Below are 22,140 nucleotides of genomic sequence, written 5' to 3'. Positions count from 1 at the left end.
ATTGCAAGATTTAAATGGTTATTTTTCATCGGTTTCTTCAGCGTCTAATTTTCAATGCAAACTAGGCGAATTGGGTGGCTTCATAAACTTTACCAATAGCGGGCAACGTGGTTTAAAAGAGTTTACCGTATCTCTGAAGTCTATATTGACTGGCCTTCAAGACATAATAGACAACATGAATGCTTTTGAAAACCATAGCATTTATGTAGAGAAAGACTGGAGAGACTTAGGGTCTAAATATTTTACTGATCTTGTTTTACAATCAATGATAACTGTTCAAACTAAGCCTTGTTTCGCTACTTTCTCAAAAGTCATAAGCTGGGCAAACGATGTTGATCCGTTAGAACACGATGATAACATCATGGACCTTAGAGTCGTCTCTCTAAAAAATGCTATTGCTAAGATTAAAGCGCTATCCCATGAATTCACTCCTACTAATGCTAGTCAATTATCACCAAAAATTCAGACCACTACAATAATATCTAAAAGCATCATAGGCATTTTTGCTTATGAGCTGATAGAGTTCTTGGTTAATAAAAATCTTGACTCACCTTTATTTCAATACCTAATAGAAAAAAATTCAGAATTAAGAAGCTATAACATTGAATTTAACGGTCATCGATTAACCTCTATATTTAAAATGTCAGATGAACCTATTCATGAAAACGAGTTAAGGCGAGGGGATAAACTACGCTTCTTCGCTGAACCTATTAAAGTGGGGAAAAATTTATATTATTTGTCTAATCAGTGGACAGATGGTACTGACTCTCGATTAGATGTACAGACATTAATTACCATATTTAATGAGCTATATGATGATTATAAAATCCTTAAAGAGAACGAATGTTATGTACTAATCCAAGTACCACAAGAAGAGCAAAAATCTCTTCCTAATGATGTAACTCCCCTATCAAAACCCTTCCTACTGTTAGCTGGTATCTCTGGTACTGGTAAAACTCGTTTTGTCCGTGAGCAAGCCAAAGCCACAGGTAGCCTTAGCGATACCTACTGCCTAACCTCCGTACGTCCTGACTGGCACGAACCTAGTGACATACTTGGCTATATATCACGCTTGGGTAGAGATGGTCACGCTGAATATATCACCACTGATGTGCTGCAATTCATTGCCAGAGCGTGGCGTGCGATTATCGATGCAGAACTTGAACTAAAAGTTGATGACGACTGTCGCCTCACCGTAACCGGTAATCAAGACCAGTTAAATCAGGTGCTGCCCTATTGGCTATGTTTGGATGAAATGAATTTAGCACCTGTTGAACAGTACTTTGCAGACTATCTATCTGTTTTAGAAACTCGCGAGTGGCAATGGAATAAAGGCAACTTTAATTATCACTGCGACCCGCTATTGAAACCTGCGACTATCAAGCAGCTAGAAGACATAAACGAACTGCGTAATGCCTTAGGCTTTGTAGATGCTAAATATGACAGGGAGTGGAAGTTATTTTGTGCGTATGGTTTAAGTTTGCCTTTTAATTTAATCGTAGCTGGTACGGTTAATATGGATGAAACTACCCACGGATTCTCACGCAAGGTCATTGACCGTGCTTTGAGTTTTGACTTTGGAGACTTTTTCCCCAATGACTTTGACCATTTCTTTGAATCAAAAGTCACTCATAACACGTTGAGTTATCCTCTCTACTCTCACGCCACTGCTGACAATCTACCAGTAATAGACAGTGATGGTCACAAAAGTATCGAGTTTTTAAAAGCAGTTAACCAAGTGTTGGACAATACACCATTTAAGCTGGCTTTTAGAGCTCTCAACGAGCTACTACTAGCCGTTATTAGTGCCCAACCTAAAGATGAACAGCAGCTACAAGCAGCTTGGGATGACTTCTTAATGTGCAAGGTATTGCCGCGTATCGAAGGCGATTACGACAAATTAGCGCTTATAGATAAGGCTACTACTAGCAATGAGCAGTCATTACTCACAAAATTAGCCACCATCTTAGAGCGAGAGTTGAGTAACATATGGACTACCACGAATGATGTGAATAAGCTACGCACTGACTTATATCGCAAAAATGTAGATGGTAGCGCTTTGTCTATCAATTGTCGTAGCAAGGCTAAATTAGCTTGGATGCAGCAGCGCCTAGAACATTCAGGTTTCACCAGTTTTTGGCCTTAAAATGCAGACAGCTGACCTAACGGAGCGACCATGCCAGATCTATTAAGGATACAAACCGCTGATTTTGAGCTGTCGATTTGGTGTAACGATATCAGCAAACGCCAAGCCGCTTATGAGGCGACCTTAGCTAAGCGGCAAGCTACCAGTAACCACAACACTGAGCAACCTATCATACGTTTCTCTCCGCCCTTAGCGATTACTGAAGCTACCTTTATGGATCAGCCCATAGACATAAAAGGCGTCGTCACTCATTCTGGATTAGTAGAAGCACTTGAGTTAGATAATTTTATTTTCTTTGAAAATATCCAATATCACTTTGAATGGATTTTTTTGAATAATAAGCGCATTAATGAAACAAGTATAGATGAGTCTAATCAAGCCATTAAAAGCCGAGCTACAGACAATATCAATAATATTAGTGATGTTATTGACGTTGAGCGAGCTTATCTAACTCATCGTAGTCATTTAATTAATGAGAGTTTTCGGTTTAGTCAGTCTCGCTCTCGAATGCCTGCGCATCTAACAGGTACTATCAATACCGCAAACGATGTCGGTTGGCTGCGCCTGCCTCTCAATTACGTCAAATCAAACCACACCTATCAAAGCAACATCGCCTTTGAAGTTTTGCCCACCAAGATGAGTCTGCACGATGACTTGCCAGCGATGTATCAAGTGATTGATACCGTCTTTCCTCTTTGGCGCTTTAGTCTGGTAGAGAAAACCGAACTGGATAGCGCACAAACCAAACAGCGACATCAGTTTCCCTTGCTTTGGCTTGCTAACTTTAGTCATTTACGCAGCCAACTAGCGTATGCACTAAAAGTCATTAATCAAGCACCGCATAGCCGTTTGCAGGCTCATATCTCTTATAACAAAGCAACACGGCTAAAAGGTAATATCCCTGCACGACTGGGAGCAAAAATAAAAGAGGACTTCGCGAATGGTCTGTATGATCAGCGTTATCAAGTCACCAAAAAGCGGCTAAGTGTCGATACACCAGAAAACCGATTTATCAAAATGGTAGTAGCTACCTCTAAGAAACGACTGGCTGACTTTGAATATAAACTTAGGCAAAGCAATGCAGCACCAGATAAGCAACGGCTATCTGATACCTTTTTAGATGAGCTGCATCAGTGGCAACAGCCCCTACAGAAAACGCTGAGACAAGGTTTTATGACCGATGTGGGCGATTATAATGGTCGTAACCGTGAATCATTAGTATTGCAGCAAAAAGCCGGCTATAGCTCTGTATATCGAATTTGGCAAGAGTTAAAATTTTATCTAGATGTCTTTGACAACCAATCTAGCATCTCTATGAAGTCAGTCGCGGAAATCTACGAAGTCTGGTGTTTTTTGACCATTAGAAACATCTTGATAGATGAGTTGGGCTTTAAGGAAGTATCTGCCAGTAAGCAAGCGTTAAAACTTAAAGACTTTTTTGAATATCAGCTCCAAGATGGCTTCGCTGGTGCATTTGAGTTTGAACGTAATGATGGTATTACAGCAAGGTTAGCACATGAACCACCATTTAATAAAACAACCAAAGATATTCGAACTTATTCAGTTAGCCAAAAACCTGATATCGTCTTAGAAGTTACTCTACCCAATAACAAACGCTTTATTTGGTTGTTCGATGCTAAATACCGTATCAAGACACTTAAAAGTCGCTATGATGATCCTGAACAAAACATTGATACTATGGATTTTGTACCGGATGATGCCATCAATCAAATGCACCGTTATCGTGATGCCTTGATTCGTATTGAACGAGATAAAAACTCTCTTAATGAAAAAGGTAGCAATAAAGAAACAGCCAAAACGCAAAAAAGCCGTCCGATATTTGGCGCATTTGCGCTATACCCAGGTTATTTCAACCAGTTAGATACTAAAAACCCTTATCTCAATTCCATTGACGAGGTCAGTATTGGTGCATTTGCACTATTGCCAAACGCCCTAAAAACGAATTCAAAAAGCAATGCTGGACATTACTGGCTATTAAGTTTTCTGCGCCAACAGCTTGGTAATGGCATCAACTCTCAATCTAATGATACACAATCAAGCACTATCGCGTTGACCAATAATACAATAAGAAACAATGAGGTGAACAGCAAGGCTGTCGCTTATCAAGCTAATAGCCATCAGGTTGATAAAGTTGCTAAACATAACCATCAACTCGAAGAGCGTTTGTATTTGCAAGAAGCAACACGTATACCATACTCAGGCATGGAGCAAATCCTCTATCCAGATTTGACCTTGACCATTGCACTAGCACCAAAAGCGGGACGTCATAAAGAGTATATAGATGGCTTCAAACACAGTACCGCTCAGTGGTATCACTTACCTCAAACTACATTTTTAGATAAATACAAACAACATATCGTCAATGAAATACGCTATTTAGCTATTGCTACGACCAATGACGCTCAACTAACGAGTAAACAAATAAGCAAATTATGGCCAATTGAAAGTGTTACTCTTGTCCCTAGAAGATCAATAACTGCTGAACAATCTGGTAAGAGCTCTAAAGATACGAAACCATACTACTTATTTAGACTAGGCAAGCCCCTAACTATAAGAGACACGGTTGATAATGTGCCCTTGCGTGATTTCAAAAACTCAATGAAGCTCACCACCCTAGAGCACTTACAACAAGCAGCCAGTTTTGATGAGCTACAGACAGTCTATCAACAAGCATTAATCTAACCAGCCTTAGACTTGCTTATAGACAGGCTATAACGACTCATACTATGTCTTTCAAAAATTTTAAATAAATAGCTCATTAACAATCTTTAGTAAAAAGCACCTTCCACGACTTATTTTCACTTGTTATCTTGCCTCGCGGCCCTTGTATTCTAAGAAAGTCTGCCCCACTGTGACCTATCGCCCGTAGTATTAACATCTGCTTTATATTGGATATTATGAAACACAACCTTAAGGTGAGCTCAGATGCTCGCCGAACTCAGTATTTTCAAGTATTTTTGATGGGTGTTAGTGCCTTTATCATGAATACTACAGAGTTTGTACCCGTCGCATTATTAAGTGACATCGCCCAAGACTTCTCTATCACGACGGCAGAGACTGGCTGGATGCTGACATTGTATGCATGGATTGTCGCTGCTATGTCATTGCCGCTGATGCTACTAACCAGCCAGTTTGAACGCAAACGTTTGCTCTTGGGAATCTTTGCGGTATTTATCGCCAGTCATGCGCTATCAGTGTTTGCATGGAGCTTTGATGTGCTACTCATCAGCCGCGTTGGTATTGCCTTATCGCATTCGATATTTTGGTCCATCACAGCGGCTATAGCCATACGCATAGCACCTGAAGGCAAAAAAGCATTGGCGCTCAGTGTGCTGGCGACAGGTACTTCATTGGCGATGGTATTAGGTGTGCCTTTGGGGCGTTTGATCGGGCAATGGTTTGGGTGGCGCGCGACATTTGGCAGTATTGGTGTGGTCGCCTCAATTGTATTTATATTACAAGCGAGGCTCTTGCCTATCCTGCCCAGTATGTTTCAAGGTTCTTTTAGAAAAGTACCAGAATTACTCAAAAACCCATTATTGGTCTGTCTTTATCTCCTGATTCTGCTTGTCTTCACCGCTCACTATACCGCTTACTCTTATATCGAGCCATTCATGCGACAGGTCGGCGCAGTCAGTGAAAATGCAGCGACTTTCGTGTTACTTTTATTCGGTATCGCAGGGATTGTCGGTAGTGTTATATTCAGTCGTTGGGGCGATAAATTCAACACTAGGTTGATGCTGATATCTACTATATTGATGCTGGTATCGATGCTTGTTCTGTCGCTAGCGGTCACCTCGGTATGGGCGCTCAGCTTGATTGCGATGCTCTGGGGCGCAGCACTAATGCTACTCATTATCTCTATGCAAGCCAAAGTGATTATGATCGATGTCAATGCACAAGACATGCTGATGTCGATGTTCTCAGGCATTATTAATTTAGGTATTGGTACAGGTGCGCTATTTGGTGGTTATGCGGTGATGCATATTTCACTATCTAGTGTCGGGTATGTCGGTGCAGTTATCGCTGGTGTTGCCTTGCTATTACTGATTTTTATGATAAAACGCTTTTCTGAATTGAGCGAAAGACTCGGTTAACTGACTATTTTCAAAATAACGATGCGCCCTCATGCGTTATTTTATCCTTATATTTGGTAATAAAATGAACGACTGCTCAAAATACACTTGAACGGTCGTTCATTTTTGTTTATAGTGGTTCTACAAAATATAGTTCACAGGCTGTTCAATCCGTTCAGATCAATATCTAAAACGCATAAGGATATTATAATGTTAAAGTTTTATTTTCACCAAACCCCTAACCCGATGAAAGTAGCACTCTATTTAATGGAGACAGGCCTACCATATGAGTTAGTCGCAGTGGATACGATGAAGGGTGAACAGCATACTCCTGAATACCGTGCTATCAACCCTAATGGTAAAACGCCAGCGATTGAAGACGATGGTAAGCGCGTCTTTGATTCGACTGCTATCCTGATGTACTTGGCCGAAAAAACAGGTCAACTAGCAGGCAAGCCTGAAGATCGTGGTGAAATGCTGTCATGGCTCATGTTTATAGCGACTGGTCTAGGACCTTTTTCTGGTCAATCAGTACACTTTAGTCATAAAGCACCAGAAAAAATTCCTTACGCTATTAATCGCTACCTTCGTGAAGCAGAGCGTCATTACGAAGTGCTAGACAAGCATATGGAAGGCCGTGAGTACTTGGTTGGTGATGACTACTCTATCGCTGATATCTCAGCTTGGGGCTGGATTGATAAGGCGGCGTTTATATTAGGCGAGCCAGGTTTAGATAACTATCCTAACCTAAAGCGTTGGTTTACTAGCATTAATAATCGCCCTGCAGTAGAGAAAGCGCGTAACATTGCCAAAGATATCGAGTTTAAGTCTGAGTTTGATGAAGTTGCTGCACGTGCTCTATATCCACAAAACTTCGCAAAAGACGCATAATCGCGCGAGGAGTTATAAAAATGACGGACCAATACGTACCACCAAAAGTCTGGACGCATGATGCAGAGAGTGGCGGCAGATGGGCCAGTGTCAATCGCCCTGTTTCAGGCGCTACTCATGAGCAAGCGCTACCAGTAGGTGAACATGACTTACAGCTTTACTCTATCGCCACGCCTAATGGCCAAAAAGTAACGATCATGTTAGAAGAGTTACTGGCACTGGGCAAAGCGGCAGAATATGATGCGCATATGATCCAGATTGGTGAAGGCGACCAGTTCGGATCAGGGTTTGTAGATGTCAATCCCAACTCAAAAATTCCCGCTTTGGTTGATCGAAGTGGCGAAGATAATGAGTCTGTATTTGAATCTGCCTCTATTTTGGTACATCTTGCTGAAAAATTTGGAGTACTACTGCCTGAAAAAGGTAGCGCGCGGACCCAAGTATTTAACTGGTTATTTTGGTTACACGGTTCTGCACCTTACTTAGGTGGCGGTTTCGGTCATTTTTATGCTTATGCGCCCGAAAAATTCGAATATGCGATCAATCGCTTTACCATGGAAACCAAGCGCCAATTAGATGTATTAGATAAGCAGTTGGCAAACAATGAGTTTCTGGCTGGTGATGAGTACAGTATTGCCGATATCGCGACTTGGCCATGGTACGGCAACTTGGTCGTGGGCACTCAGTACGACGCACAAGAGTTTTTGCAGGTTGATGACTACCCTCATGTACAACGTTGGGCAAACGCTATTTTGGCAAGACCAGCCGTACAACGTGGTCGTATCGTCAACCGCACTTGGGGCGAAGCGTGGGAACAGTTAGCAAACCGCCATAGTGCCCAAGATATCGATGATGTATTAGCATTAAAACCAGAGTAGACTTACCTACTAAATTTATTCTGACTAAAACATCCGTTTGAATACGGATAACACATAAAAACCAAGTGACATCATTATCAATGCAAACGATAATAGTGTTACTTGGTTTTCTGATTATTGTTTTCTGATTATTAATCAGATAGTTTTAAAACATAGTCGGTGCAATATAGTTGGAATACAAGGAAGCCGAGTAAAAGTGCTACGAATAGTAGACTGAACGAGACTGCCACCGTATCCAATTTATAACGGATTGGCTATAACTGCTTTTAAGGTGAAAATGATGAGTGCACATGCCAAGTTTGACCGTGATGAGGTCATCGAAAAAGCCAAAGACCTGTACTGGGAAAAAGGCTATCACGCCACGTCTATGAGAAACCTACAAGACGTAGTCGATATGCGTCCTGGCAGCATTTATGCCGCTTTTGGCAATAAAGACAGCCTGTTTAAAGAGGCGTTAAATCGCTATGCTGAGCAAGGCGCTACAAACCTTGCCAATAGTATTGCACAAGAAAAAACCAAGCTTGAGGGTCTAAAACGCTTCATCCATAGCGTGACTGTCTGTAATAAAAGTACGTCTCCGAGTGGCATGTGCATGATTGTCAAAACAGTCAGTGAGCTAACGAAAAACGACAGCCCCGACCTGCTCGACCATGCGACAAGTATTTTGGAAAATGTCGAAGCCTCTTTTGTCAAAGTTTTTCAACAAGCCATTGATAATGGTGAGATTGATGCTAGTAAGGACGCCACTGAGCTGGGGCGCTATTTCCAAATTCAGATGATGGGCTTGAGAACCTATGCGCAAGTAACCGATGATAAACAAGCGGTCGAACAGTATATTGACAGAATGTTCGAGACGTTTTTGTAAAACTACTTTGTGATATTAGGACTCAAATCTTTTAACATTTAGCGCATCACTTTCGATAAGACCGTCTACCAGATTAATGGTACGATCACAGGATGCTGATAGACGTGGGTCATGAGTCACTAGCAATACCCCACAATCACGCTCACGGTTGACCTGACGAAACAGTTCAAACACCTCAGCAGCGGTTACCGTATCTAGATTGCCAGTCGGTTCATCCGCTAATAATAATGCAGGCTCAGTTATCAGTGCGCGAGCAATAGCCACTCGTTGCTGTTGACCACCTGAAAGCTCATTTGGCTTAGTGTCGGCAAACTTCTCCAAACCCACCGCCTCCAGTAACTCGCGTGCCTTCTGTATTGCAGAATGATTTGGGCGACCCTTGGTCAGCATTAATGGCATTAATATATTGTCCAACGCCGTAAATGCCTGAATAAGGTGATGAAACTGAAAGACAAAGCCAATACTATTACCTCGTAGTGCCGTACGACCAGCATCATCCATCTTGCTCGTCGGCTGCCCGAGCAGATACAGCTCACCACTAGTAGGCGTATCTAGCAAGCCAAGCACATTCAACAAGGTGCTTTTGCCAGAGCCCGAAGGCCCAATTAGCGCCGCAAAATCATCATTATCGATACGTAAATCGATACCATGTAGCACCTCAATCTCATTGGGCTGACCGATATTATAAGATTTTTTTAGTGCCTCTAAACGCAGCACTTCATGAGAGTTATTATTAGACATAACGAATAGCCACTACTGGATCCAATGCGGCAGCTCGGCGCGCTGGTATCGCCGCTGCCAATATACCGGTTAACGTCGCTAGCAACATAGCCAGCAAGACAAGCTCTATAGACACTGGAATATAAAACAAACTTGGGCCAAAAGTGTTAAATGCCCACACCAGCACATAACTCACCGCACTACCCAAAACAGACCCTAGCAAACCAAACACAGCGCCCTGAATCAAAAATATCCATAATATCTGCTGACGAGTGGCACCAGTTGCACGCAAAATCCCAATTTCTCGAGTACGCTGTACCACACTGACGGATAGTACGCTCGCAATGCCAAAGGCGACCGAAATACCCACAAACACAATAATCATATTGGTAGACAAGCTTTGCGCTGAAAGACCACTCATTAATTGGGCGTTGGTCTCGATCCAACTCTCTGCCTGTAACGATGTCAATCGCCCTACTTGTTCAGCGATATTGTCTGCCTCAAAAATATCTGCAACCGTCAAATCTATCACCGTAACGCCGCCTGGTAGGCTTAATAATGATTGTGCTTGTTTTAAATCTAAATAGACATAACGCGCGTCTAGCTCTCGAACACCCAATTCAAATATACCAGCCACATTTACCACAGTATTGTCCTGCTGACCTGTATCTAATCGCAGCTTGCTACCCACTTGCACACCGAGGTTTTTGGCAAGCTCGCTACCGATGAGCACATTATCAGCACCGATTCGCAGATCGCCACTGATTAGATACTCATCAAGCGGTATGATTTTTTGGTAACGCTCAAGCTCAGTACCGATCAATACCACCGACTCTAAGGCTTCTCCTCGCCGAACAAACGCAGGCCCTGATACCACAGGTGAAACTGCCGTCAAAAATGGCAGTTGATCAAGAGTATCGGTAATCTGCTGCCAGTTATTGATAGATCGTAACCGCTGAGGACGTTTGTCTTCTTGCACCAGCTGTACGGTACCCGCTGCTACTGGTGCCATTAAGTTGGTTTCATCTGGCGATACCAATTGAATGTGGGATTGACTACCAAGCGTGCTATCAATCAGATTGGTCTGTAAACCTTGAATCAAGGCTGTGATAAACACAATAACAGCCACACCAATGGCCACACCCACAGTGATCATCAGTGACTGTACCCGCCCTTCACGCAAAAAACTGAGCGCAATGACCGCGTTGATCCATAGTCGCCCAAAAAATATTTTCACGTTGTGGCCACCGATGCTTTATCGCTAGCCGCTGAGTCGTCATGGTTGTTCGAAGCCTTATCTTTAGAAGCATTGCTGTTTGAAGGATTGTTAGACGAATCGCTGCTAGTCAGATTGCTACTACTAACAAGCGGCATCTCTTTCGATTCCGTGCGTACTCGCTCACCATCGGCTAATGACGAGGTCGCATCAGCCAATACTTGATCGCCCTCACTTAATCCTGAAACCACTTCGGACATTGCCAAGCCGCGTAGCCCTAACGTTATTTTTTGACGCTGTACTTTACCATCACGTAGTAATCGTACTTGAGCTGTATCTTTTTGAATATTTGTTAAAGCATCATTCGGAATGACCAACGCTTGTGCGCGTCGACCTGTTTCGATATTCACAGAAACGGTCATGTCTTGCCGTAAGAACTCAGGCACTGGATCAACTGACAGTCTAACTTCAACCGTACCACGCTCAGAATCAATACTTGGCGCTATAAAATCAATACGGGTAGGAAAAGGCTGATCCGGATAAGCATCGGCAAGAGCGACTGCCTCTTGCTCTAATGCCAAACGTGATAAGTTGCGCTCATCAAGCGGCACATGAATTTCTGTATTGCCAGCAAGCGCGATGGTAAATAATGTTTTGCCTGGCTGTACCAAGTCACCTGGTTCGACATCACGTGTGAGTACCGTGCCAGCGACCTTGCTGCGTACTTCAGTCTTATCGAGCTGAGCTTGCAATACCGCGATACGCTCACGTATTAGCACTTCTTCAACACCGCCAGCGGCTAATGCCTTAACTCTTAGACGCGCAGCTTTTAGGTCGTTACCTGCTTGGCTTTGTGCCTGTTCTGCTTGCTCCAACTCTTCATCCGAGATGGCTGAAATCGCTGCCAACTCACGGCGACGTGCCACATCACGAGTCGCTTGTGCCAGCTGTACTTCAGCTTTGGATAGCTCTACCGCGGCCTGTGGGCGTCTACTGCTCACTAGCTCAGTCAGTTCGGCCTCTACTTGACGTACTTGTGCAGCCACATCATCCGAGCTGAGTAGCAATAATAAGTCCCCTTTTGCTACTTGATCACCTTCTTGTACCAAGCGCTCAAGCACCACTCCGCTCACCTCACTACCGATTTGCGTGCGTGATGTCGTCACGACACGTCCAGTTGCAACCACTGTTTGCACGAGCGGCATAGGGGTGATGGTATAGCTAGGTAATAGTGGGCCTCGCCATGTACGAAATACAACAAAGCCCACTGCAACTATCAGCAGTAAGATCACAATCAAATACTTATAGTTGATAGCGCGCAATGAACTTCTCCGATTTTGATGAACAGCGTCTTATAATGAGGAATCAAGTATAAAATATTTTACGCCCAGCGGTAGCCTATTAAAGACAACCACAATGCAAATATAAAAATCATTGTACCAACAATATTAATATTTATATAATATACCTTTCAGATACTTTTATAAATAAAAGGCGTGCTATCGCACTATTTTTAGTACTTAATTTTTAGTACTTATCCTGCTCATTCTTACTCAATAATTGTAGGCAACGCTGAATAACGGGGGCGTCTACCATTTGACCATCTATTTTAAATACAGCCTGTCCGCTACGCTCGTACTCCGTTACCACTTGCTGAGCAAATAACACTGCTTCATCTGTTGGTCGTAACGTTTGTTGCACAACCACCACCTGTTTAGGGTGGATACAAAGCATCCCCGACATACCCATCTGTGACCATAACTGTACTCGATCGTTCAGGCCTTCATCGTCATGAAAGTCAGGATAGACCGTATCGATCGGTGGTGCTAGCTGATGCACTTTAGAGGTCAGTACCAACTGATAGCGAATCTGATTGGCGACGATATCGGCGGCAGGGGTATCTACTTGTACTCGCAAATCATTGCACAAGTCCAAAAACCCATAACTAAACGCGGCTAATCCTGATATTTTGGCCATTGCATCGATCTGATACAGACCACGCGCGCTTTCTATTAGTGCGATCACAGGTAACCCAGTACCCTGATGGGCTTGCTCAATATCTAATGGAGTCTCACATTTTGCAAGCACAATCCCTGCAAGATTAGGCAGCTGTTGGCAAAGCTGAATATCTTGTATAAATGCATCACTGCCTGTTTTATTAATACGTAGCCAAACTGGCTGATAGTCAGCACTGTCATGATATTGTTGCAATGCTTTGCGAGCTTGTACTTTATCTTCTGCTGCCACAGCATCTTCTAAATCGACGATAACCGCATCTGCACCGCTGTTAAATGCTTTTACGACTCTATCAATGCGAGTTGCTGGCACGAATAGCCAAGTTTTATTTTGAGAAATTGTATTTATTTTATTATTAATCACTGAGTCCATGCGTCACTCCATTATATTGTCCAAATAGCTACTAGCATATTTATTATGCCACTATAGAGCTGATGCTCATTTAAAATTAGCCATTTATTAGTGCAAAACCAAAATTACTGAGATACCTCATCACAAAACTAAATAAAAAAACCGCATAGAAACTAATCTTATGCGGTTCTTACTTGCAGTTTTTATATGCGGCTCTTATATTCGGTTGTTACTTGCGGTTTTTAACAGCAACTTTTTTTTAAGCTTATCTTCGATAGCTGACTGATTAAGCCAGCATACCGCCATCCACAACGATTGTTGCACCTGTGGTATAACTCGAAGCATCAGAGACTAAATACAATACCGTACCAGCCATTTCATCTGGGTCAGCCACACGCCCTAGAGGTATCGCATGTAATGCCATTTTTAACACGGTATCATTGGTGGTCAAAGCTGAGGCAAACTTAGTATCGGTTAATCCTGGTAAGAGCGCATTGACTCGAATGTTTAATGGGCCGCATTCTTTTGCAAAGGCTTTGGTCATACTGATGACGGCTGCTTTGGTAATTGAATAAATACCTTGCTTGTCACCTGCGACCAAACCGTTAACCGATGCGGTATTCAAGATCACCCCACCACCCTGCTCGCGCATCATTTTGCCAGCAGCAGTCGACATAAAGAAATAACCGCGAATATTTACTTCCACAGTCTTATCAAAAGCGGCTAAATCCGTATCTAAGATATGGCCGTAATAAGGATTTGCAGCGGCATTATTCACTAGGATATCGATTTGACCAAACTCGCTTTTGATATGCTCAAAAACAGCGTCAATCTGATCCATATCACCCACATGGCAAGCAAAGGCGCTGGCTTTATGACCCTCAGCAATGATGCTATCAGCTACTGCTTGACAGGCGTGAATCTTACGACTAGAGACAATCACATGCGCACCTCTTGAGGCAAGCAAACGTGCAATCGACTCACCAATACCACGGCTAGCACCAGTCACTAGAGCAATCTTACCAGTTAAATCAAATAAATCTTTCATCATCATTCCTTATGTTTTAAAAAACGGCTTGTATACGATTCAAGTGTGAAGTTCGGATTTTTATCTTTGATACGCATCACCTATTATGCAGAAACAATATGTATAAAAGATAAAATCTGTTTAGGTCTCAACTATTTAGGTTTAAACATAGGTAATCATTATGATATACCACAATGATTACCTACGCTCATAAGTAAATAACTCATGACTGACTATTAGGCCAACATACCACCATCTAAGGTAAAGGCATGACCGTTCATAAAGCTGCTCTCATCGCTAGCAAGCCATGCAATCGCATTAGAGATCTCATTGACATTTCCTAATCGGCGTAACGGGCTGGCTTTGATCGTTGCTTGCTGCGTACGCTCATCCATCGTTGCCATCGTATTGCGTACCATAGGGGTATCGATAAAGCTTGGGCATACCGCATTGAAACGGATATTGGCGCGGGCATATTCATGGGCAGCAGATTTAGTAAGACCCATCACCCCATGTTTGGCCGCACTATAAGCTGAAATCATCGGCGCTGAACGCAGACCTGCAATAGACGCCACATTGATCACATGACCACCACCATTAGGTAGCATACAATTGACGGCGGCACGCATACAATGCCAAACACCTTTTAAATTCACAGCGATATTGCGATCAAACTCTTCTTCACTCAGCTCATGCATTGGGGATGGCTTGTGATCGATACCAGCGTTGTTCACCACCACATCCAGACCGCCAAGCGTTTCTACTGCATAGTCGAACAGCGCACGCACTTCATCACCACAGGTCACGTCTACCTTTTTGAAGACGACACTATTGCCAGCGTCTTGGCCTTGTTTGGCAACCGCCTCTCCCATCTTTTCTGCCATATCACCGATCACGACTTGTGCGCCGCGACTGGCTAGTAATAACGCGCTTGCTGCGCCGATACCCGAGGCGCCGCCCGTGATTAAAATTCGTTTGCCCGCCACATCTGATGCAATTCCATTTGTATTCAGTGTCATGATCTATCCCTCTACCTTAAGTACCAGTTTGCCAAAATTTTCACCGTTAAAGAGCATCATTAGAGTATCAGGGAACCTCTCGATACCTTCAACGATATGATCTTTCACTTTCATATCACCTGATTGAATCCAGCCAGCGATGTCTTTCATAGCGATTGGATATTCTTTGATATTATCAAAGACAACAATGCCTTCCATACGGGCACGGTTTACGAGTAATGATAAATAATTCGATGGGCCTTTTACTTCTGAGGTGTTGTTATACTGACTAATCGCACCGCAAATAACGATACGTGCATGCAGATTAATCTGAGTCAGTACGTCATTTAGGATATCACCGCCTACATTGTCGAAATACACATCGACGCCGTCTGGACAGGTTTTCTTCAATGCTTTTTTGACATCTTCATTTTTGTAATCAATCGTCGCATCAAACCCAAGCTCATCGACTAAAAATTTGCATTTCTCAGCGCCGCCCGCGATACCAATGACTCGGCAGCCTTTAATTTTGGCAATCTGACCGACCAAACTACCCACCGCACCAGCAGCGCCAGAGACGACCACGGTCTCGCCTGCTTTTGGCTGACCTGTTTTTAGCAGACCGAAATATCCTGTCATACCTGGCATACCGAGTACGCCCAAGTAATAAGGCAAAGGCGCCAGTTTTGGATCAACTTTATACAGATTAGCACCATCACTGACGGCATAGGACTGCACGCCATCGTGACCTGCGACATAGTCACCCACGGCAAATTTCTCATGCTTACTTTCAATCACTTCGCCCACAGTACCAGCGCGCATGACGTCACCAATCTGTACCGGTGCGATATAAGATTTGGCATCGTTTAGCCAACCACGCATCGCCGGATCGATAGAGATGTATTCGACCTTGATCAGTAGCTGACCATCGGTAATCGTCGGTATTTCCGTCTCGGTATAGTCCCAAGTTTCAGCGCTTGGCGCGCCAACAGGTCTTGCTTTGAGTCGCCATTGTTTATTTATCATTGTCATGTCTCTTTCCTTAGAGTTGCTTTTAGAGTCGTCTTTAGAACCAATCTGTTTGCATATCAGTGCAAACCGAGTTGGTGTTGGTTAAAATTTCAATGTCACGTTTAACTAACGGTAGTTCCCAATCGATGAAGTATTTAGCCGCTTGTATTTTGCCTTTATAAAAATTCTGCTGCTCAATATCTTGCGTCGTACTTAATAGCTGTTCAGCTTTACTGGCTTGGCGAATCCAAATCCAGCTCAGTACAATTGAAGCAAAAATGTTCATCAGCGCTTGAGCATTACCAGTTAAAGTTAGAGCTTCTTCTGTCTGTAGAACTTTGCCTAAATGCACGAGCACTTCATGTAACTGATCCATATAAGGCATCAGCTTACCTGCAAGCTGTGCGCTCTCAGGCGTAGTGATACGTTCTAAATCTTGCGTAATCTCACGTTTTAGAATTTGAATACCAAGACCACCTTTTTGCCATAATTTACGAAATGACAAATCTAATGCCTGCACACCGTTTGTGCCTTCATGGATAGGGTTTAGGCGATTGTCGCGCCAAAACTGCTCGGCGTGATATTCACGCGTATAGCCCGCGCCGCCCAATACTTGAATACCTAAGTCATTGGCTTTTGGACCATACTCAGATGGCCACGCCTTTAATACTGGGGTTAGCAAATCTAATAGTTCAGTTAGCTCATTTTTTAGTGTTTCGTCTTCACAAGTATTGATACGGTCAATTAGGTTTGAGCCGTATAAGCACAATGAGATACCACCTTCAGAGTAGGCTTTTTGCGCCAATAGCATGCGCTTTACATCACCATGATTGATGATGGCGGTGGCCGCATCTTCAGGTTTATTGTTCGGGGCAATTCGACCTTGAGTTCTGTCTTTAGCATAATCAAGTGAGTACTGATAACCACGATAGCCAACCATCGACGCGCCAAAACCAACTGCGATACGTGCCTCGTTCATCATTTTAAACATATAGCGCAAGCCGAAATGTGCTTCTCCGATCAGGTAACCATGGCAGTCACCTTCGTCACCAAAGCTCAGTGCCGTAGAGGTCGTACCTCTATAGCCTAGCTTATGAATCAGCCCTGTTAGATGTACATCGTTGCGTTCGCCGACTGATGCATCTTCGTTTAAACGATACTTTGGGACGGCAAATAAAGAGATGCCTTTAACACCGCCAGGACCACCCGGAATCTTGGCCAATACTAAGTGGACGATATTATCAGACAGCTCGTGATCGCCACCTGAGATATAAATCTTGCTGCCTTTTACGCGGTATGTACCATCGTCTTGTTTTACCGCCGTGGTTTTGATATCAGCAAGCGATGAGCCAGCGTGCGGCTCTGTTAATGCCATCGTGCCCGTAAACTCACCTATCAACATACGCGGCATAAAAGCAGTTTTAATCTCATCACTGGCAAAGTGTGAAATGACATTAATCGCAGCAGTGGTCAAGAATGGATAAGCAGTGGTTGATGGGTTGGCTGCCATAAAGTAGCCTGCCACTGCCGTCATTACTGTTTCAGGTAGCTGCATGCCGCCATCTTCAAAGCGATAACGACCAGCGATAAAACCAGACTCACGGAACGCATCAAAAGCGACTTTGACATCATCTATCATGCTGACCTTTTTGCCGTCAAACTGTGGCTCGTTTTTATCAGCAACATGGTTGTGTGGCAAAAACAAATCAGTTGCTATCTTGTTTGCTGTTTCTAGCACAGCATCAAATGTCTCGCGGTTGTGCTCTGAAAACTTTGCATGCTCAGTGAGTGATTCTGTGCCTAGTACATCATACAACTGAAAGGGTAATTCAAAATCATTGAGGAGGGTATCTGCGGCCATAATATTCTCATTAACTGATTAAATTTGGTTATCAATCGATATTAATCTAATTTAACGCCTTACCGTATTGTCATTTATGACATAATTATGGCCAAATAAGACATACAACTAGAAATATTTAGCAGACAAACACCTTTTTTGGACAAAACCCATCACAGGAGTCGCAAACGCCCATGCCTTACTTCAAACCATTTAAAGTCATCATTATTGGATTTGATGGTGTGCTTGGCAGCGCCTTGACAGGTGCCTTAGATATCTTTTCATTTACTGGAGTCAGTTGGCAGCGATTCTTGGATGAACCTGTAGAGCCCAGATTTGATGTGCAGATTGCAAGCTTAGGGGGTGCTGATATCAGGTGTAGTAATCGCTTAATCATGCAAGCACATTGCGACATTCAAAACATAACTGAATGCGATTTATTATTAATTCCGACTATTGGTGATTCAATCGATAAAGTATTGAGCCGAAATGCAACGTTAATACCGCATTTAAAACGATTGGCAGACACTAAGTCAGATATTGCTAGCAACTGTAGCGGTGCTTTTTTTCTAGCTGCTGCTGGGTTATTAGATAATAAGGTAGCGACCACTCACTGGGGCTATGCGAGTAAATTTAAGGCAGACTTTCCGTTGGTTGATTTGCAGGAAAATCAGTTTGTCACCCAATCAAAAGGCCAGTCAGCAGACCAATCAGGCAATATATTTTGTGCGGCAGGCGGTAGCGCTTTTTATGATTTAGCATTGTTATTGATTGAACGATACTGTGGGCGTGAGGTGTCTACTCAAGTAGCAAAGACTCAGATTATCGATAGCAAAAGAGGCAATCAAAACAGTTATACCAATGTGACGTTACACAAACCACATTCAGATCAACTGGTTAAGCAGGTACAAGAATTCATTGAGCAAAACTTCCAGCAGCCGCTTCAAATCAGTAGCTTAGCGGCAATGGCTAATATCACGCCACGCACATTGAACCGGCGCTTTCAGTCTGCTGTCACCATGAGACCCATTGAATATATTCAAGCCGTCAGAATTGAACAAGCAAAACGCTTACTAGAGTTGGGGGATGTGACGATAAAATCACTGGCTGACCAAGTCGGCTACGATGATATCTCTTCATTCACCCGCTTATTTAAGCGCGCAACTGAGCTGACACCAAAAGAATATCAAGAAAAGTTTTCTCGGTTGGCAATTTAGTCATGGCAATGCATAGTAGTTAGAGATTAGCATTTAAGCATTTTGCCATAACCCTTCGACATGGATAGCATCAGCCTTAATGGTTGGATAATTGGTAAATACCAACTTATAGCCACCATCGGTCTTAGGTATTAACTGACAAGTTACTCCCAATGGAAAGCTACTCTTTTGTCCAATATGACCAAAGCTCATACCGCTATAAATAGGCAATCCTGTTAACTTATGCAGCTGACGAACCACAGTGGCAGCATCATAGCGCTTGTCATAGCTATCTTCCCCTGTACCCGATAATGCACCAAACACAATCGCTTGTTGGTTTTCAAACACGCCAGCCAAATACAAATCATATAGCATGCGCTCAATACGATAGGCCTGCTCGCCTACGTCTTCTAAAAATACGATACCGCCATCAATACGCGGCAAATATTCACTACCTGCCAGTGCTGACACCACACTTAGATTGCCACCCCAAATCTTGCCAGTTGTGATTTTTGGTTCAGTACTTGTCAAAATGCTAGGGAGTTGCTGACTGGTTAGAGACGCGTCTGATATATTGATAGTTAGCTTGGGATTGGTGAGCGCTTCAACAAATTGTCGACAGCTGACTTGGTCAGGTTTGGTCTTGCCAAACTCGCTATAGAGCATCGGTGCCGCAAGCGAACTCATGTTTCCCTTTGCCAATAATGCGCATTGAATAGCGGTCACATCACTAAAGCCTGCGAGTATCGTACCGCGCTCCGACATGATACGCCCAAGTGTCGACCAATCTACCATGGGTAATATGCGCATGGCACCATAGCCACCACGGACGCCCAGTAGTAGCTTAGGTGCCGCAATAGCACCAGTCGCGATGTTTTGCAGATCACTGGCTCGCTGCGAATCCGTACCAGCAAAACGCAAGTACTGACGATTGGTAATCGCTGGATTATTGACTTTAAATCCTGCACACGCCATACGTTCTAAAGCCAATTGGATACGGTCTTCACTACCACCGACGTTTGAGCTGGCAAACAGGCGTGTCTCAATCGTAGGCATGATACAAGTGGTCTGCGTTAATGATGCCTGTGGCGTTGGTGATAATGAACTTTCATCCATCAGCGCAGTGGGCAGATCATCTTTAGTGAGCTGTGTACTACTTGCAACCCTAGTACTAGAAGACATAGCACTAGAGGCCAGTGCCTGAGTGATACTATGAGTCGCTAACAACCCCACCCCTGTACTCACGCCAGCTTGACGTAAAAACTGGCGACGGTTCAATCCAGATTTCGTTTCAATCGCCGTATGATTATTTTTATTGTCATCATCTGTTAGTGACTGTATTTTGGCGCTCATATCTCGCTACTACCTTATCGTTTTTATTTTTACTATATATTCACGAATTAATTTTCAGAATGACATTGTAAACTGTTTCATAACAATGATAGTTGCCCGATATTTACTTTTTCGCTATCGTCATGCGAAAAAGTACTCGCAACTATTTGGTATTCACAAATCACTATGTTGCTATATTGGTACAGATACCATGACTTTGCTATAGTATGGAAACTTCTATTTTGGTTAAATAAGGACAACAATAATGGCTGACAAAGCGACTAGCAAACAGAAAAAAGAAGATGTATTGGATGCTGATATCAAGCATATCCTCCGTGATGAAGATAAACTTAAAGCAAAGGTAAAAGACAGTAGCCATCTTGAACGCTTTGCTAAAGATTTACTGTTATTCATGAGTCTTATCAAAGACTATTATAAGGGTAACTATCGCAAAATTCCGTACAAAACCTTATCAGCAGGCATCGTCGGCTTACTCTATACACTCAACCCTATTGACCTAATTCCAGACTTTATACCTTTCATTGGCCACATCGATGATGCATTGGTACTGGCTTTTTGCTTAAAGCTGGTCGAAAAAGATTTGCAAAAATATCAAGTGTGGAAAGCCAGCCAGTCAACCACCAAAACCAATGCTAATGTGAAAAAATAAACCACAATCAAAAAAGCCACGACTGAAGAAATGAGTCATCAGTCGTGGCTTTTTTTTCGGGGGAGCTGATTAGGGCGTGTTGAACATTCAAATATTAGGGCTGCTGATTGCTAAAATTGCACCAAACTAGGCGCAAGCCGACGATAATGTCGAGACCTTAACTAGGCTTGTAACGACGTTTGGGGTGATTTTAGCATCAGCCCTTCGGGGCAGTACTCTTTTTTGCCAATATATGGCGAAATTGTTTCACCTAGAATGACTAGGCATCAAAAATTTCACTGCATATTGTCTGAAAAATAGTTGCTGCCAGCACCACATTTGAATGTTCAACACGCCCTAATAGACTTCAATCAGGTACGTCATAATTGGCTTTTTCTGGGTTAAGACCAAACGAGCAGACAAAGGTGGCAACCAGGCTATTGATAATAATAAAAGGCAAATCTATAGTGGCGTGTCCCAATGCATAACGACCGATAAGCCATGAGACCATCAGCATGATAATAAAAAACCCGCCTAAATACGCTAAAATAGTTGGATGCTTTAAATTATAGCTTTGCTCAGGTTGAGCCTTTTTTTCGAGTACATATGTCCTTATCGCCCAGCCTGCTGCATAAGAAAACCCACCCAACACCACATAACTAAAAAAATTCATATTTCCTAACTCTAATGACATGGATCACATGACTGTTTATATAGTCAATCCTCTATAAATTGGGTACGGTGTCAGTCTCGCTTAGTCTACTGTTTGTAGTACTTTCACTCGGCTTCCTTGTCCCAAAATCATGTTGAACCGACTATAACAAATCGCTTGTTATTGACTTTTACGACGGAAAATCTGATTAATGGTTAATAGCACACCTTAGCGGCTCTCATTTACATTATCAAT

The 22,140-nt window shown here is 43.0% G+C and carries 18 protein-coding genes; 8 read left to right on the top strand and 10 right to left on the bottom strand.

Going from position 1 to position 22,140, the window contains the following annotated elements; genetic code table 11:
• The first annotated feature begins 1 nt into the window (after position 1).
• The 6 genes from ACT3QP_RS05935 to ACT3QP_RS05910 all read left to right on the top strand — a co-directional run bounded on the left by ACT3QP_RS05935 (position 2) and on the right by ACT3QP_RS05910 (position 8,877).
• The gene (locus ACT3QP_RS05935) at positions 2-2,146 is read left to right on the top strand and encodes an McrB family protein (protein ID WP_444524823.1); all 2,145 of its coding nucleotides are present in this window, start codon (positions 2-4) and stop codon (positions 2,144-2,146) included.
• A gap of 30 nt (positions 2,147-2,176) precedes the next feature.
• The gene (locus ACT3QP_RS05930; RefSeq protein ID WP_444524822.1) at positions 2,177-4,849 is read left to right on the top strand and encodes a DUF2357 domain-containing protein; all 2,673 of its coding nucleotides are present in this window, start codon (positions 2,177-2,179) and stop codon (positions 4,847-4,849) included.
• A 215-nt stretch (positions 4,850-5,064) separates the two neighbouring features.
• Positions 5,065-6,264: a sugar transporter gene (locus tag ACT3QP_RS05925; RefSeq protein ID WP_444524821.1), complete on the top strand. Its 1,200-nt coding sequence runs from the start codon at positions 5,065-5,067 to the stop codon at positions 6,262-6,264.
• 189 nt (positions 6,265-6,453) lie between these two features.
• Complete coding sequence (locus ACT3QP_RS05920; protein WP_192518967.1) at positions 6,454-7,134, top strand: glutathione S-transferase family protein; 681 nt, start codon at positions 6,454-6,456, stop codon at positions 7,132-7,134.
• Between the two features lie 20 nt (positions 7,135-7,154).
• Positions 7,155-8,012 (top strand): glutathione-dependent disulfide-bond oxidoreductase, encoded by an 858-nt coding sequence (gene yghU / locus ACT3QP_RS05915; RefSeq protein ID WP_442069844.1) that lies wholly within the window; start codon positions 7,155-7,157, stop codon positions 8,010-8,012.
• 280 nt (positions 8,013-8,292) lie between these two features.
• Positions 8,293-8,877, top strand: coding sequence for a TetR/AcrR family transcriptional regulator (locus ACT3QP_RS05910; protein WP_192518965.1), 585 nt, complete (start codon positions 8,293-8,295; stop codon positions 8,875-8,877).
• Positions 8,878-8,892: 15 nt separating this feature from the next.
• Here the strand turns inward: ACT3QP_RS05910 and ACT3QP_RS05905 are convergent, their stop codons facing one another.
• The 8 genes from ACT3QP_RS05905 to ACT3QP_RS05870 form a co-directional block, all read right to left on the bottom strand.
• Positions 8,893-9,618, bottom strand: coding sequence for an ABC transporter ATP-binding protein (locus ACT3QP_RS05905; RefSeq protein WP_192518964.1), 726 nt, complete (start codon positions 9,616-9,618; stop codon positions 8,893-8,895).
• Positions 9,611-10,834 carry an ABC transporter permease gene (locus ACT3QP_RS05900; protein WP_192518963.1) on the bottom strand — a complete coding sequence of 408 codons (1,224 nt, stop codon included), beginning with the start codon at positions 10,832-10,834 and terminating at the stop codon, positions 9,611-9,613. The genes ACT3QP_RS05905 and ACT3QP_RS05900 overlap by 8 nt, the downstream gene beginning before the upstream one ends.
• A complete protein-coding gene (locus ACT3QP_RS05895) occupies positions 10,831-12,135 on the bottom strand; it encodes an efflux RND transporter periplasmic adaptor subunit (protein ID WP_444524820.1) in 1,305 nt (434 codons plus the stop codon). Before ACT3QP_RS05895 ends, ACT3QP_RS05900 begins: the two co-directional genes overlap by 4 nt.
• 205 nt (positions 12,136-12,340) lie before the next feature.
• Positions 12,341-13,201 carry an HpcH/HpaI aldolase/citrate lyase family protein gene (locus tag ACT3QP_RS05890; protein WP_444524819.1) on the bottom strand — a complete coding sequence of 287 codons (861 nt, stop codon included), beginning with the start codon at positions 13,199-13,201 and terminating at the stop codon, positions 12,341-12,343.
• Between the two features lie 265 nt (positions 13,202-13,466).
• The gene (locus ACT3QP_RS05885) at positions 13,467-14,231 is read right to left on the bottom strand and encodes an SDR family oxidoreductase (RefSeq protein WP_444524818.1); all 765 of its coding nucleotides are present in this window, start codon (positions 14,229-14,231) and stop codon (positions 13,467-13,469) included.
• 212 nt (positions 14,232-14,443) lie between these two features.
• Positions 14,444-15,226, bottom strand: a complete 783-nt coding sequence (locus ACT3QP_RS05880; RefSeq protein ID WP_444524817.1) for an SDR family NAD(P)-dependent oxidoreductase — start codon at positions 15,224-15,226, stop codon at positions 14,444-14,446.
• A gap of 3 nt (positions 15,227-15,229) precedes the next feature.
• The gene (locus tag ACT3QP_RS05875; protein WP_444524816.1) at positions 15,230-16,237 is read right to left on the bottom strand and encodes an NADP-dependent oxidoreductase; all 1,008 of its coding nucleotides are present in this window, start codon (positions 16,235-16,237) and stop codon (positions 15,230-15,232) included.
• Between the two features lie 34 nt (positions 16,238-16,271).
• Positions 16,272-18,077 carry an acyl-CoA dehydrogenase gene (locus tag ACT3QP_RS05870; RefSeq protein ID WP_444524815.1) on the bottom strand — a complete coding sequence of 602 codons (1,806 nt, stop codon included), beginning with the start codon at positions 18,075-18,077 and terminating at the stop codon, positions 16,272-16,274.
• 173 nt (positions 18,078-18,250) lie between these two features.
• Between ACT3QP_RS05870 and ACT3QP_RS05865 the strand changes: the two genes are divergently transcribed.
• The gene (locus tag ACT3QP_RS05865) at positions 18,251-19,273 is read left to right on the top strand and encodes a GlxA family transcriptional regulator (RefSeq protein ID WP_444524814.1); all 1,023 of its coding nucleotides are present in this window, start codon (positions 18,251-18,253) and stop codon (positions 19,271-19,273) included.
• A 33-nt stretch (positions 19,274-19,306) separates the two neighbouring features.
• Here the strand turns inward: ACT3QP_RS05865 and ACT3QP_RS05860 are convergent, their stop codons facing one another.
• Positions 19,307-20,605, bottom strand: a complete 1,299-nt coding sequence (locus ACT3QP_RS05860) for an LD-carboxypeptidase (RefSeq protein WP_444524813.1) — start codon at positions 20,603-20,605, stop codon at positions 19,307-19,309.
• Positions 20,606-20,849: 244 nt separating this feature from the next.
• Between ACT3QP_RS05860 and ACT3QP_RS05855 the strand changes: the two genes are divergently transcribed.
• Complete coding sequence (locus tag ACT3QP_RS05855; RefSeq protein WP_444524812.1) at positions 20,850-21,254, top strand: YkvA family protein; 405 nt, start codon at positions 20,850-20,852, stop codon at positions 21,252-21,254.
• A gap of 346 nt (positions 21,255-21,600) precedes the next feature.
• Here the strand turns inward: ACT3QP_RS05855 and ACT3QP_RS05850 are convergent, their stop codons facing one another.
• Positions 21,601-21,906 (bottom strand): hypothetical protein, encoded by a 306-nt coding sequence (locus ACT3QP_RS05850; protein ID WP_444524811.1) that lies wholly within the window; start codon positions 21,904-21,906, stop codon positions 21,601-21,603.
• Positions 21,907-22,140: the final 234 nt, after the last annotated feature.

Source organism: Psychrobacter sp. AOP7-B1-24, from assembly GCF_052376215.1.
Taxonomy (GTDB): Bacteria; Pseudomonadota; Gammaproteobacteria; order Pseudomonadales; family Moraxellaceae; genus Psychrobacter.
Note: the sequence above shows the minus strand (reverse complement) of the source record. Positions and strands in the feature narration are given on the sequence as shown.

Excerpts from the sequence above, each read along its gene's own strand:
- ACT3QP_RS05870 (WP_444524815.1), bottom strand. The coding sequence starts at position 18,077 with ATGGCCGCAGATACCCTCCTCAATGATTTTGAATTACCCTTTCAGTTG.
- yghU (WP_442069844.1), top strand. The coding sequence starts at position 7,155 with ATGACGGACCAATACGTACCACCAAAAGTCTGGACGCATGATGCAGAG.
- ACT3QP_RS05925 (WP_444524821.1), top strand. The coding sequence starts at position 5,065 with ATGAAACACAACCTTAAGGTGAGCTCAGATGCTCGCCGAACTCAGTAT.
- ACT3QP_RS05875 (WP_444524816.1), bottom strand. The coding sequence starts at position 16,237 with ATGACAATGATAAATAAACAATGGCGACTCAAAGCAAGACCTGTTGGC.
- ACT3QP_RS05885 (WP_444524818.1), bottom strand. The coding sequence starts at position 14,231 with ATGATGAAAGATTTATTTGATTTAACTGGTAAGATTGCTCTAGTGACT.
- ACT3QP_RS05855 (WP_444524812.1), top strand. The coding sequence starts at position 20,850 with ATGGCTGACAAAGCGACTAGCAAACAGAAAAAAGAAGATGTATTGGAT.
- ACT3QP_RS05905 (WP_192518964.1), bottom strand. The coding sequence starts at position 9,618 with ATGTCTAATAATAACTCTCATGAAGTGCTGCGTTTAGAGGCACTAAAA.
- ACT3QP_RS05930 (WP_444524822.1), top strand. The coding sequence starts at position 2,177 with ATGCCAGATCTATTAAGGATACAAACCGCTGATTTTGAGCTGTCGATT.
- ACT3QP_RS05920 (WP_192518967.1), top strand. The coding sequence starts at position 6,454 with ATGTTAAAGTTTTATTTTCACCAAACCCCTAACCCGATGAAAGTAGCA.
- ACT3QP_RS05880 (WP_444524817.1), bottom strand. The coding sequence starts at position 15,226 with ATGACACTGAATACAAATGGAATTGCATCAGATGTGGCGGGCAAACGA.
- ACT3QP_RS05865 (WP_444524814.1), top strand. The coding sequence starts at position 18,251 with ATGCCTTACTTCAAACCATTTAAAGTCATCATTATTGGATTTGATGGT.
- ACT3QP_RS05910 (WP_192518965.1), top strand. The coding sequence starts at position 8,293 with ATGAGTGCACATGCCAAGTTTGACCGTGATGAGGTCATCGAAAAAGCC.
- ACT3QP_RS05860 (WP_444524813.1), bottom strand. The coding sequence starts at position 20,605 with ATGAGCGCCAAAATACAGTCACTAACAGATGATGACAATAAAAATAAT.
- ACT3QP_RS05850 (WP_444524811.1), bottom strand. The coding sequence starts at position 21,906 with ATGAATTTTTTTAGTTATGTGGTGTTGGGTGGGTTTTCTTATGCAGCA.
- ACT3QP_RS05890 (WP_444524819.1), bottom strand. The coding sequence starts at position 13,201 with ATGGACTCAGTGATTAATAATAAAATAAATACAATTTCTCAAAATAAA.